Origin of the sequence: Alcaligenes sp. Lyrl_28 (assembly GCF_051948705.1) — a bacterium.
Taxonomy (GTDB): Bacteria; Pseudomonadota; Gammaproteobacteria; order Burkholderiales; family Burkholderiaceae_B; genus Alcaligenes; species Alcaligenes ammonioxydans.
On record NZ_JAYJLG010000003.1, the window covers coordinates 341763 to 354876 of the forward strand.

Consider the following 13114-nt stretch of genomic DNA (forward strand, 5'->3'; position numbering starts at 1 on the left):
GCCTGTGCAGACGGAATCTGCATACCTGAAAAGCGGGCAAAAACACGACGACTTGCCAAGAACGTAGACCTGCATTGCGCCGCCTGGAACAGGCCCATGCGGTCAACGATACGGGTTGTGGTGCCAAGTAATGCACTTGGGGCGCTTGAACAGGTCAAGCCTTATTCCCAAAAGTGGGGGTGTTTCAAGGTCGATTTACCCTGGGTAGCTGCATCTGCTGTTGTGAAAGCCAGACGAGCGTGAATGGGATGGGCCAATGGTATTCAGTCGGCACCATGACGTGACAATTGTATGATTATAAATAATATTTATGGATTGGTCAAAGATTGACCAGTTCATGAGTGTGCAAACGGTCCGGTCCAGGCGTAGAGAGCAGGCCGCTCTTGCCTATATACTAGGCCCATCGTAACGGCGCAGCGCTGATCTGAAGAGGGATCAGATGCGCCGTTGCTGTTTTTTAGGACATGCTTGTGAGCACTCAGAAACTGACCCCTGGCACCACTGCTTTACTGGTATTACCCACGATTTTGTGGGCAAGCAATGCGATTGTAGGGCGCCTGATTCATGATCAGGTCCCTCCCATTACCCTGAATTTTTTTCGTTGGCTGGTCGCGTTTACCATCTTGCTTTTTGTGGGGCGGCAGGTGTTGCAACGCAACAGCAACCTGTGGGCCAACTGGAAGCGTTACTCCATCCTGGGTTTGCTGGGCATAGGGATTTATAACGCCTTGCAATACCTGGCGCTACAGAGCTCCTCTCCCATCAATGTGACGCTAGTCAATGCCAGCTTACCGTTTTGGATGCTGGTGATTGGGCGTTTGTTCTTCAAGTCCAGCGTGAATGGCCGTCAGTTGCTGGGCGGCCTGATGTCTTTGCTGGGCGTGCTACTGGTATTGACCCGGGCGGACTGGCAGGAACTGGTGGCGTTTCGTTTTGTGCCGGGCGACCTGTATATGGTGATCGCCACCATTGCCTGGGCGGTGTACAGCTGGATGCTTAGCACGCGGCGCCATGAGGGGGTCATCGCTCAGACCTGGGCGACAGTGGTGATGGCACAAGTCTTTTTCGGGTTGATCTGGTCGGGTGCGTTTGCCGCCATGGAGTGGAAGTTTACCGACTGGCATATCGACTGGTCCTGGGGGCTGGTATTGGCTATTTTGTATGTCGGTACCGGGCCGGCTCTGATCGCTCTCCGATGCTGGGGGGTCGCGGTCCAGCGCGTGGGTGCAGCCACCGCCGGGTTTTTCGTCAATCTGATGCCTGTCTTTGCCGCGTTGATGTCCGTCTTTATTCTGGGCGATACGCCCAAGCCCTACCATGGCGCGGCTTTTTTGCTGATTGTGGGCGGTATTTATGTGTCGTCGCGCAAGACGTAAGGGATAAGCTCGTTTGAGCGTCTAACGGTAGGTGGTAGGTGAAAGGTAAAAAGGGCGCTCTGTGGAGCGCCCTTTTCAGGTCTTGAACTCAAGTTCCTGAATGCGGCAGTGACGGCTTACTTGTCGTTGCGCATGCGGCGGAAGATTGTCGCCACCAGAGGTCCGGAAATATTGTGCCAGACACTGAAAATGGCACTGGGCACAGCGGCCAATGGCGAAAAGTGGGCACTGGCCAGTGCCACGCCCAGTCCGGAGTTTTGCATGCCCACTTCAATTGCCAGTGTTTTGCGTTGAGGTAAAGGCATGCCGCTCAGGCGGGCCAACAAATAACCGAGGAGGTAGCCCAGCGTGTTATGGATGACCACGACCGAAAATATCAGCAGGCCGCTGGTTGCGATTTTGGCCTGGTTGCCAGCCACCACCGCAGCGACGATAGCCACAATGGCCACTACCGAGATCAGGGGTAGGGCGGCCACGCCGGCCTGGATTTTCTCACCCAGCAGGGATTGCACAATAATGCCCAGGGCAATGGGCAGAATCACCACCTGAACGATGGACCAGAACATGGCCGTGGCGCTGACTTCCAGCCATTGGCTGGCCAGGAAGTAGATCAGGGCGGGAGTCACAATGGGCGCAAGCAAAGTGGTCACCGAAGTGATGGCTACTGACAGGGCCAGGTCGCCACGAGCCAGGAAGGTCATGACATTGGACGAGGTGCCGCCGGGGCAGCAACCCACCAGAATCACGCCAATGGCCAGTTCGGGTGGCAGAGAAAAAGCGTAGGTCAAAAACCAGGCCAGGGCGGGCATGATGATGAATTGACCCAGTACGCCGATGGCCACCCGGCCGGGCCGGACAAACACTTCGGCAAAGTCCTGACGTGACAAGGTCAGTCCCATGCCGAACATGATGATGCCCAGAAGTGGAACAATATAGGCGCCCAACCAGCGATAGTGGTCGGGGAAGTAGTAAGCCAGAATGGCAAACAGGAGAACCCAGATGGCAAAGGTATTGCCAACAAAACGGCTCAGGCGGGCGATAGCCTGCATGATCAAATTTCCTTCAAGGAGCACGGCTGGCCGGTAGGCTGGCACGATGCGGATTAGTCTGTGATGGGGAGCAGCATGGATCGGGCCGGATTGTCCCGGCCCTACATCGCAATCCTGCTTAAGGACTGGCGACGCGACGTTCCGCAGGGGTGGGATAAAACGCTGGCAACACAGTGCCGTACAGCAGATCTGGGTAAGGTCAGGGGTACAGGCGGCGGTGAGCGAAACGGGCAACATGGCAGGCCATGTCTTTTATCCAGGAAGGTCGAGCTCGGGCGTATTGTAGACCCTGGTCACCGTGGTATTTTGATTAGCTGCCTGGCGAATGTGTGTATTAGGAGAGGGTGGGTGAAGAGAGCGGGATCACGTCTGACGGCCTACGCGTGTTTGGCCTTGTCCATGTCCTTGGTGGGCAGTTATATCGCCCTGACGCGGCCCCTGGTCGCAGCGTTGCCAGTGTTTTTGCTGGCCTGGCTACGCTTTGGCATTGGCGCAATAGCCATGCTGCGCTGGGTACGCAAACCATCGACGGAGCCCGCACTGGACCTGCGTACTCGAGGCCTGATTTTTCTGGAATCCTTCCTGGGCAATTTCCTCTTCACTCTTTGCATGGTGACGGGCATCAGCATGACCAGTGCGGTCTCTGCGGGCGTTATTTTGTCGGCCATCCCTGGCATGGTGGCCTTGTTCAGCTGGTATTTTCTAAAAGAAAGCATAGGACCGCGTACGTGGGCGTCTTTGGCCTTGGGCATGGGGGGTATTGCTTTGTTGGCTTGGGTGCAGGCTGATGAGCACGGGGTGGATCAATTGGAGCCAGGGAAAGTGTGGTTGGGTAATGCACTGATTTTTTGTGCGGTCCTGTGCGAATCGGCCTACGCCGTTATTGGCAAACGCCTGACTGCCATGCTTAGCCCCAAACGTATCAGCGCGATCATTAATCTCTGCAGTTTGGCCCTGATTACGCCACTAGGCTTATACGCCGCCTGGGATTTTGATTTCACGGCACCGGCAGGCTGGATCTGGCCGCTGCTGGTTTTTTATTCTTTGGCCGCCAGTGTCTGGACGGTTTGGCTGTGGATGACGGGTGTGCGTTCCGTGCCTGCTTCGCAAGCCGCAGTGTTTATGGTGCTGATGCCGTTAGGCACCGCAGCAGTGGGTGTGCTGGTGTTGGGGGAGAGCTTCACCACCGTGCATGTGTACGCTTTCATCCTGGCTTTGGCGGGCTTGGTGCTCGCGACTTTGCCGCAGCGTTCAGAAGCCAGATTGTCCTGATGGCTAGCCATTCAAATTGTCCTTATTCGTAAGTATTTCTACAGGGTATTACTGTCGCGCCCATCATTTGTTTACTTGGGTATCATTAGCCCCGCCAGTTTCCTGGTATTAGAAAAAAATATTGATGCTTACGAAAAGGGATATGGGTGATGAGGGGCACGGTTTGGCCCAAGAGGTGGCCTTTGCTGGTTTTGTTTGCGCCGTTTGTTCCTGCATTGGCGCAGACACAAAATGGAATGGCGCAAGAGTTGTTGCGACAGCAGGAACGGGAACGTGTGCTGCGTGAGCAGCAAGAGAGCCTGCCTGATGTGCGTTTGCCGCCTGTGCAAATCCCCGCTCCCGAGCAATTGCCTGACAAGGAAAGTCCTTGTTTTCCTATTTCACAGATCGGGCTGGAGGGGGATCAGTCCCAGCGTTTTATTGGTGGCCGTTACTCGGTGCGTGGCTTTGATGGTGAGCTGATGCTCATGGGTGAGCGTGGCTGGGCCTGGCACAATGAAATCGGTGTATCAGTGGGTGCTTATTATGGTCATGTGGGTGGGCCGTCCACAAGCTGGCTTCAAGAGCGCAACTTAGCGGGTTCCGTGATTGGGCTGGGAGCAGGTGCCTGGCACCACCTTGCCTAACCATGGCGGCCAGCGGCAAGAGTGGCAGCACCACGTCTAGCGGTATTAGTGGCGCCCAAATCACCATTACAGATCAAGCTAAGCAACAGCTTCTGACAGGGGAAACACTGGATGAGCGTCTTGCCAGTTTGAACCGTGACGTATTGACGAGCCAGGACGGCAGCAATGCTCTTAAGCCGATTTTTAATGAGCAGGAAATTCAGGCGGGTTTTGAGATTGTCGGGGCTTTGCAACGTGAGACCGGCGTATTCCTGAACAATCGGGCCAAAGAAGCCACAGCCGCCAAGAATGCATTGGATCGTGAGCGGAGCAAGCCGGAAGGTGAGCGTGATCCTGCCCGTTTGGCGGCGCTTGAACAACAGCTAAAAGCCACGGCAATCTGGGCCCCGGGTGGTGCTGGCCGTCAGGTGCTGACAGCCCTGGCGGCGGCCGCGGGGGGCAATGTGACTGGCGCCTCCTCACAGTTTGCCCAGAATCTGGTGGTCAATTACCTGCAACAGCAAGGGGCCGGGTTTATCGGCGGCTTAGTTAAAGATGGCACATTGACCGAAGGCAGCGCCTTGCATGCCGCCTTGCATGGTGTGCTGGCATGTGCGGGAGCGGCGGCCAGCGATCAAGCTTGTGCTGGCGGGGCACTAGGCGCTGCAAGCAGTAGCTTGTTGACCAATCTGTTCCTGGATCAACCGGGAGAGACGGCGCAGGCAAAAGAAGCGAAGCGCAATCTGATTGCAACGCTGATGGCCGGTATCAGTGCAACCGGTGGTCTGGAGGCGGCTACCGCCACCAACAGCGCCATTGCTGCTCTTGATAACAACTATCTGACGCAATCTTCGGTCGATAAAGTGAAAGCCTGCCTGAGCGGCAAGACATGTTCCTCCGAGGAGCAAAAGAAGGCCAGCCAGCAAGAGGCTGAACGGCTCAGTCAGTTTCTAGATAAAGAAATGAATGCGCTTTGCGCGGCCAATCCGCTTGGTGATGCATGTCGTACGGCGGTCAATACGGCCACGCAGTACATTGCCATGCAAGATGCCTGGGCCTTATTGAATGGAGACGTGACTCGTTCGTCCAAAAACACCTTTGATTATGTCTACAACAGCCTTGGAGCAGAGTCGCGCTTTGCGTTGTACTACAACACCATTGATAACCGTGCGGATTTCTTTGGGGCATCGGACCGTTATGAGCAGAACATTGGTTCGGGGGCGAAATGGTATGGGGGTGCGGAATTTGTTTCCAGAGCACCATTAACGGGCTTGGGGGCAGATGGAAGTGGGTCTGGTTATACGTTTCTATTAGGGTCTGTTCTAGCTGGAATAAATGCACCTTCCATTTATGAGTGGCGAGCAGAAGCGGGTAACTCACTGATGGATGCTGGGTTTAGTAATTTCAGCAATTTGTATAATAAAACGATTAATAATGTTGTGTCTTGGGATATCAACCAATTAATGAGCGAGCAGAAAATTCTTCAGCCAATCCATGAAAAATACCTTACCGAAAGAATTATTTTCAGAACAGCATCAAGAATTTCAGGTGTTGATATTCTGGACTATGCATCACGAGTTCGCTTTGGTTGCAAGTTACTTGGATATAGTGAAGCGCAGGGATGTAAGCCATGAGTAAGTATCCTGTATTGAGAGTCATATTGGCTTTCTCTCTCGTTCCTATGTGGGGAGGGTTGTGTATGGGATTGGCAATTCTATTCACGATGCCTGCTTCCGATACCGTAGGGATTTTGTTGAATGTATGGCTTCAGTTCGTAATGTTGCTGCTCTCTATGGCTGTTGCCCTGTTCTTTGAAGTGGTTCCCGCAGCTATCTTGGGGGCGCTTTATGCTTGGATAAAGCTAAAACGAGGAGCATTGAGTTACTTGCTCGTTTTTATATGTGGAGGTTCTACAGCATATGCTTGGACAGAGTATGTTTTTGGGTTGGGTGGAAATGATCTATCAGCTAGATTTCAACACGCTTATCCATTAATTTTGCAGAACATACAGTCAAAGGCATTCGTATTAGGTGCGATATTTTCGCTGATAACGGCGATGGTTGTTTTGCCCCCATCTAGAGGAGAGCAAAGCTTCAGGTCGTGAAAACCATTTCAAGCGGGTCGACAAATCTGCTCTAATGGGCAGTGGCCTGGATGCAGCTACCGGCACCAACAGTGCCATTGCTGCTCTTGATAGTATTAAGGGATTTGTTTAAGTATCCTAGCGGCGAATCATTTAATTCGTCTTGTGATAAGGGCTGAGGTTTGTTTATGTTTCGACCTCCGAGGTATAGCCAGGAACAGGGGCGCAAGCCATGAGCCCATACCCACGCAGGCGTGTGTTTTTGAGTTTCTTGCTGTGTCCCGTGCTGGCCGGCCCATTTATTGGGGTATGGCTGGCTTTGTCGGGGTCACAGACCGGGGATGAGGTATGGGTGGTGCTGGTAGGCAGTATGGCAGGTGCTTTGCTGGCCGCACTCAATGCGCTTGTTTTCTATGGTGTTCCAGCGCTGCTATTAGCCTTGCTCTATAGCGTAGTGCAACCTACAAAAACAGGGCTTAGTGTCTTATTAATTACCCTTCTGGGGGCGCTGACTGCCTTATTTTGGAATATGTTTGTGTTTCCCGGTCTAAAGGATTGGGTGAGTGCGTTGTTAGGGGGTGGCACCTCATTGTTCATGACCCTATGGGCCTTACCTGAGCAGTCTCCAAATTCGCATCTGAAAGGCACGATGTCGGACAAGTAGAGCGAAATCGACTATGAATGTTGATGTGGGATGTAAATAGGTTCTAACAAGAATTAAAGCAAAGGGCCGATCATTTTTTACACCTTGTCTCAGTAGCGGGGAGTGTGAGCAAAGAGCACTAAGGGACAAGCGGTCACGGCAATCAATAGCGTCCATAGGCCTGCCAAGCTCGGTTGAATCACACTTTCATTTATGTTGCACTAGGGATGAAGCTGCATCGTCGCCGTACCACTTGGTGACAGCAGCAAGCTTTATGTTCTAAACGAGATTTCCTGGTCGTGGTGGCGATGAAAAACAGTAGACAGAGCCTGGTGAATAATCGGATGGATGCAGAGCAGACAGCCAGCGGCTTTACGCGTAGGTCTGGTTCGCGGTTCAGGGGCCTGATTGCAGCGGCTTTGGTGCTGGGCGGGACCATGCTGGGAGTGGCGCAGGGAGAACCGGTGCAGCCCGAGCAGCTTAGTTTTCCTAGCCTTGATACGTGGAAGGGAGATCAGGCTTTAACGCTGGACGGATACCTGTTCAAGCCGGCCGCTCAGGCGCCTTTTCCTGCTGTTGTTATGTTTCATGGCTGCGCCGGAGCATTATCTGCCAAGACTGGGCGCATCACCCCGCGATTTACCAAAATGGCGCAGTTGCTCAACGAGATGGGCTATGCGGTGTTGATGGTGGACAGCTTTAATCCACGCGGCGTGTCACAGATATGCACGACTCCTCTTGCGGATCGGGATATCAAGAACAGACACCGGGTCTTGGATGCTTATGGGGCCTTGCAATACCTGAACTCGCGCTCCGACATTGTTAGGAACAAGATCGGCGCCATCGGGTTTTCGCACGGGGGTAGCGGGGCACTGTCGGTAATGGATGCGACAAGTGAAGCGTATAGGCGTTCGGGCCAGCAATTTGCAGCAGCAGTGGCCTTGTATCCAGGTTGCGGCTGGCAGTCGCGCAAGCGTCCCGAGTTTTCGGCGTATGGCCCCTTGCTGATTTTAGCGGGCGAGAAAGACGATTGGACGCCGGTAGAGCCCTGCCGAGAGTTGGCTACCCGTAGTCAGCAGCGCAACGAGCCCGTTGAACTGCGCGTGTATGAAGGTGCCTATCATGCCTTTGACAGCGACAATGAGGTTTACGTCCGTAAAAATGTTCCCAACGGTGTTAATGGCGAGGCAGGGGTGCATGTAGGAGCCAATCCGGCTGCCCGCGAAGCGGCCTATGAACGCATCCGCGGGTTCTTCCGTGATCATTTGAGTTAACTCATCTGGAGTGCGCTATCCCTGTGCGGCGATAATCAAGGGATAGCGAACGTTAATGGGGTGCGGGCAGGGGATTGGGTTTGGTCAGCCCGCTGGGTTGATGGGGCAGTCCTGAGCGAATTCAATAATGAATTGCACACTGACATTGCCATTCCATTCGTTTTGATCCAGGCGATAAGCGGCTTCGATATGCTCGGGCAGCAAGGCGTCACGATTGAACCAGATGGCATCGAAGTATTCGCCGTTACGCTCCAGGTTCAGTTTCAAATGCTTGTTTTTCAGCAGGCGCTGCTGGCGAACAAAGAACCTGTCGCGGAATACGGGTGCTGGGAAACCTGCCCCCCAGACTTGTTTTTGCAGCATTCCAGCCACCGTGATATTGATGTGCTCAGGCTCCAGGGAGCCGTCTGTTTCAATGACGGGGTCAAATTGGAAGCGACCAGTGAGCTCTTGCACGGCCTCATCAAAAGCCTGCACAAAGACATCGTAATTGTCCTCTTCAATCGTCAGCCCGGCTGCCATGGCGTGGCCGCCAAACTTCAGAATCAGGCCAGGATAGCGTTTAGAGACCAGATCCAGTGCATCGCGCAGATGAACGTCGGGAATGGAGCGGCCTGAGCCTTTGATTTCGCCTTCATCACCTTGGGCGAAAGCCAGGGTCGGGCGCCAGTACTTTTCTTTCAGGCGGGAGGCCACCAGACCCACCACGCCCTGGTGCCATTCAGGATGATAAACGCAGACCGTGGCGCTGGTCTCCGGCTCGGCCAGTTCAGCTGCACGCAGTGCCTCTTCGCGCATGGTTTGCTCAATCGATCGACGATCCTGATTCATCTCCTCCAGTTCGCGAGCTAAATGGGCGGCCTCGTCTTCATCGTCCGTAATCAGGCAGCGTATCCCCAAGGCCATGTCGGCCAGTCGACCCGCGGCATTGATACGTGGGCCCAAGGCAAAACCCAGATCGAAAGCACTGGCCTGGCGGGGGTCACGACCGGCCACCTGGAATAGCGCCCGTAGTCCCACTTGCATTTGGCCTTTGCGCATGCGCTCCAGCCCCTGGGTGACAATCAGGCGATTGTTGGCATCGAGACTAACCACGTCGGCCACCGTACCCAACGCCACCAGATCGGCCAGCTCGTTCAGGCGTGGGCCACCATTGGCGTCAAGAACGCCGCGTTGACGCAGCTCGGCACGCAAGGCCAGCATCAGGTAAAAAATGACCCCGACGCCGGCCAGGTTTTTGGAGGGAAAGGCGCAGCCGGGCTGGTTGGGATTCACAATTGCCAACGCGTCGGGCAACTCATCGCCCGGTAAGTGGTGATCGGTGATCAGCACCTTCATTCCTGCCTGATGGGCAGCCTCGACGCCCTCAATACTGGCAATGCCGTTATCGACGGTGATGAGCAGATCCGGCTTGCCCGAGGGGTGTTGCTCGGCCAGTTCGACGACCGCTGGGGACAGGCCGTAGCCGGTTTCAAAGCGGTTGGGAACCAGAAAGTCCACAATGGCTCCCATGCTGCGCAGGGCGCGCAGGCCTACGGCGCAGGCCGTGGCACCATCACAATCGTAGTCGGCGATGATCAACATGCGATCACGACGGGCAATGGCATCGGCCAGCAGGGCAGCGGCCTCACGGGCCTGTGTCAGCATGGCAGGTGGAATCAGATTGCGCCAGGCTGGATCAATCTGCGCGGCGTCTGTCACTCCTCGGGAGGCCAGCAAGCGGGCCATTAAATCGTGAATTCCGGCCTGTTTCAGGGCGTGGCTGGCGGCTTCTTGGACGGGACGGGTTTTCAGGATAGGGGTGACCACCACTGACTCCAGTTAGAGGGTTGTTTGAACAGGGAAAAAGGCCAGATACGGCGCGCCGCGGGACCGACGTGAGCGTAGCGGTCCAGTCCGGTCAACACCAGCTCTGGCATGGGCCCTGTGAGCAAGGGGGCAAGCAGGGTGCGATCCAATTGGGCCAGTTGTTCAAGCCAAAGCCCCCAGTCTTGCCGTATCAAGCTGTCATGCAAATCATCCACCAGATGCAAGTCCCCAGGTTCGCGGCCTAACTGCTGGCAGGACGCCCCACCAAATAGCCACAAGCTGTTGACACTGGGTAAACCTGCCTGTTCGCGCTGCCGATTGTCGGGCAGGGCAAAGGCCAGCATCTGAAATTCATTGATCAGACGACGCCAGGGGCGGGTTTGCACATCTTGAGTCCACCAATTGTTCAAATTGCTTTGACTGACCAGTTCTGTTGAGGCCGCTTGCACCGTAAAATCAGCCGGTGGTGTGACGCGCCACCATTCGGGGCTGAGATACTCGAATTGAAAGCCAGTGTCGTCCAGGTACGGAGCAATGGCCTGCAACAAGGCTCGGCTGTAGGATTCGGACAAGGCCAATTGGTCGGCGGGGATCAGCATGGCGCCCTCGCGTGACGGGGCAATGTGTACCAGTTCGGCCAGCCAGACAGGCTGATCCGGTGCTACCGAGTGGATTTGTTTCAACTGACGTAGCCGCAAAGGGGCCAGACCTGCGCTAAGATGCTGGGCTTGGTCCCCCGTAAAACCGTGGGCCTGCAACAGCCAGGATTGTGCGGGTGTACACAGGTCCGTCGCTGGGTCGCGTACCGACAGGGTGCCTGTGCCCTGAGTCAGTAGTTGAATCAGCGCAGGGGCCTTCTGGGGCAAGTGTTTAATGAGTTCGCGCGCGATGGCCGGTTCCGGCAGCGCGCCGTTGATTACGATCTGCATGACAGCGATTGTAGTGTTTTCTTTGAGGCGATAGCAGCTCGCATGGGATACGAATTTTGGATTGGGGCGCGGTATGCCGGTCTGGCCAAAGGCCGCAAACGGCGTGGCGGACACAAAGACCGCTTTGTGTCCTTTATTGCGGGCAGTTCAATGGCGGGGATTGCCCTGGGCGTGGCCGCGCTGATTGTTGTGCTCTCCGTGATGAATGGTTTTCAGACTCAGGTGCGTGATCGCATGCTCTCAGTCTTGCCGCATATTGAACTGATTGTGCGCAATGCCGATCATCAGCAGGTCTTGAACGAATGGAACGCTCTGGCGCAAAAAGCCCAGACCAATCCCGCTGTGGTGGGGTCCGCTCCGTATGTTGCGGGGCAGGGTATGTTGGTGCGCAGCAACCAGCTGATGGGGGTGCAGGTGCGCGGGATTGAGCCCGAACAAGAGAGCAAGGTGTCCGAGTTGGCCCAGCAAATGGTCATGGGCCGACTGGAGAATTTGCAACCGGGCACCTTCGGTATTGTGCTGGGTGAGCAGTTGGCCAATCAGTTGCGAGTCAGCACTGGCGACACGGTGATGTTGATGGCTCCGCAAGGCTCGATATCGCCGGCGGGGTTTTCACCGCGCATGCGTCAGTTTACCGTCACCGGTGTGTTCTCCTCGGGCTATTACGAGTACGACGCCAGTCTGGCGTTTGTGAACGTGGAAGATGCCTCGAAGATCTTTCGTGACAGCGGCAACAGCGGCGTGCGTCTGCGTATCAAAGACATGCAGCAAGCCCCTTTGGTGGGACAGGAATTGGCCAGCGCCATGCCGCGTAATGTGCTGGTGTCGGACTGGACCGCCAATAACCGTACCTGGTTTGCAGCTGTTCAAACTGAAAAGCGCATGATGTTTCTGATTCTGGCGCTGATTGTGGCCGTTGCTGCCTTTAACTTGCTGTCGTCGCTGGTTATGGCTGTCAAGGATAAACAGTCGGATATTGCGATTTTGCGCACCATTGGCGCCACGCCTAGCGAGATTGCTCGCATTTTTCTGGTGCAGGGGTCGCTGATCGGGGTGGTGGGTACCCTGTTGGGTGTGGGGCTGGGCACGCTGATTGCCTACAATATCGACGTGATCGTGCCCTTTATTGAAAACCTGATGGGTCGTAAATTCCTGCCCCAGCAGATTTATTTCATTAGTGAACTGCCATCCAATCCGCAGGTTTACGATATTGTGCTGATTGCCATCGTTTCCCTAGTGTTGTCTTTCCTGGCCACGCTGTACCCCAGCTGGCGTGCCTCCAAGCTCCAACCTGCACAGGTGCTGCGTCATGACTGATCTTATCGCTCCCACCGTGTTGCGCGCCCGCGATGTCAGTGTTCAGTACGAAGAAGGCGGCAACACTATCCACGTACTTTCGGGTGTGAATCTGGAAGTATGCCGTGGTGAGATGGTGGCCATTATCGGGGCTTCCGGTTCGGGGAAAAGTACCTTGCTGCATGCTCTGGGTCTGCTGGATAAACCGAATTCAGGCAGTATCGAGGTCAACGGCACGCAGACGGAAAGCCTGAATGAAGGCGAGCGCAGCCAGTTGCGCAACAAGGTGCTGGGTTTTGTCTACCAGTTTCATCATTTGCTGCCTGAGTTTGATGCTTTGGACAATGTGGCCATGCCTTTGATCGTGCGACGCATGAAGCGCAAAGAAGCCCGCGAGCAGGCTCAGCAGATTTTGGAGCAGGTGGGTTTGTCGCAGCGTGTGCATCACTATCCGGGCCAGTTGTCCGGGGGGGAGCGTCAACGGGTCGCTCTGGCGCGCGCCCTGGTGACACGACCAGCCTGCGTGCTGGCGGACGAGCCCACGGGCAATCTGGATCGCTATACCGCCGAAGGCATGTTCGAGCTGTTGAGCCGGGTCAATGAGGAGTTTGGCACGGCGTTTGTGATCGTCACCCATGATCAGGCTCTGGCCTCCTTGGCGCATCGTCAGTTGCTGATGGACAAGGGGTATTTGACCCAGGAAATCAGAGCCAATCGACCGTCCTGACACCCGGCCGGACGCGATGTGGCCCAGTGTATCTGCTCTTTGCTGACCTGA

12 protein-coding genes are annotated in these 13114 nt (G+C 55.2%); 9 read left to right on the forward strand and 3 right to left on the reverse strand.

The features are described from left to right. Positions 1-464: 464 nt before the first annotated feature. Positions 465-1376: a DMT family transporter gene (locus tag VF694_RS09305; protein WP_059317749.1), complete on the forward strand. Its 912-nt coding sequence runs from the start codon at positions 465-467 to the stop codon at positions 1374-1376. Between the two features lie 116 nt (positions 1377-1492). On the opposite strand, the gene VF694_RS09310 is transcribed toward VF694_RS09305, so the two are convergent. After that, positions 1493-2425, reverse strand: coding sequence for a bile acid:sodium symporter family protein (locus VF694_RS09310; protein ID WP_440164155.1), 933 nt, complete (start codon positions 2423-2425; stop codon positions 1493-1495). 348 nt (positions 2426-2773) lie between these two features. Here VF694_RS09310 and VF694_RS09315 point away from each other — a divergent pair, with 348 nt between their 5' ends. From VF694_RS09315 to VF694_RS09340, 6 genes are all read left to right on the forward strand, one after another. After that, positions 2774-3697, forward strand: a complete 924-nt coding sequence (locus VF694_RS09315; RefSeq protein ID WP_219235949.1) for a DMT family transporter — start codon at positions 2774-2776, stop codon at positions 3695-3697. 182 nt (positions 3698-3879) lie between these two features. Continuing rightward, positions 3880-4323, forward strand: a complete 444-nt coding sequence (locus VF694_RS09320) for a ShlB/FhaC/HecB family hemolysin secretion/activation protein (RefSeq protein ID WP_440164156.1) — start codon at positions 3880-3882, stop codon at positions 4321-4323. Positions 4324-4325: 2 nt separating this feature from the next. After that, complete coding sequence (locus VF694_RS09325; RefSeq protein ID WP_440164158.1) at positions 4326-5936, forward strand: hypothetical protein; 1611 nt, start codon at positions 4326-4328, stop codon at positions 5934-5936. Then, positions 5933-6406 (forward strand): hypothetical protein, encoded by a 474-nt coding sequence (locus VF694_RS09330; RefSeq protein ID WP_003801366.1) that lies wholly within the window; start codon positions 5933-5935, stop codon positions 6404-6406. Before VF694_RS09325 ends, VF694_RS09330 begins: the two co-directional genes overlap by 4 nt. A gap of 241 nt (positions 6407-6647) precedes the next feature. After that, entirely contained in the window at positions 6648-7049 is a 402-nt protein-coding gene (locus tag VF694_RS09335; RefSeq protein WP_440164160.1) for a hypothetical protein, read from the forward strand. A gap of 323 nt (positions 7050-7372) precedes the next feature. Continuing rightward, entirely contained in the window at positions 7373-8302 is a 930-nt protein-coding gene (locus tag VF694_RS09340) for a dienelactone hydrolase family protein (protein ID WP_131071906.1), read from the forward strand. An 84-nt stretch (positions 8303-8386) separates the two neighbouring features. On the opposite strand, the gene recJ is transcribed toward VF694_RS09340, so the two are convergent. Continuing rightward, positions 8387-10111 carry a single-stranded-DNA-specific exonuclease RecJ gene (gene recJ, locus VF694_RS09345; RefSeq protein WP_003801358.1) on the reverse strand — a complete coding sequence of 575 codons (1725 nt, stop codon included), beginning with the start codon at positions 10109-10111 and terminating at the stop codon, positions 8387-8389. Continuing rightward, on the reverse strand, positions 10093-11040 hold the full coding sequence (locus VF694_RS09350; RefSeq protein WP_440164162.1) for a hypothetical protein: 948 nt from the start codon (positions 11038-11040) through the stop codon (positions 10093-10095). The genes recJ and VF694_RS09350 overlap by 19 nt, the downstream gene beginning before the upstream one ends. Before the next feature lie 42 nt (positions 11041-11082). On the opposite strand from VF694_RS09350, the gene VF694_RS09355 reads away from it, so the two are divergent. Beyond that, positions 11083-12357, forward strand: coding sequence for a lipoprotein-releasing ABC transporter permease subunit (locus VF694_RS09355; protein WP_003801355.1), 1275 nt, complete (start codon positions 11083-11085; stop codon positions 12355-12357). After that, on the forward strand, positions 12350-13063 hold the full coding sequence (locus VF694_RS09360) for an ABC transporter ATP-binding protein (protein ID WP_003801352.1): 714 nt from the start codon (positions 12350-12352) through the stop codon (positions 13061-13063). The genes VF694_RS09355 and VF694_RS09360 overlap by 8 nt, the downstream gene beginning before the upstream one ends. The last annotated feature ends 51 nt before the right edge of the window (positions 13064-13114 follow it).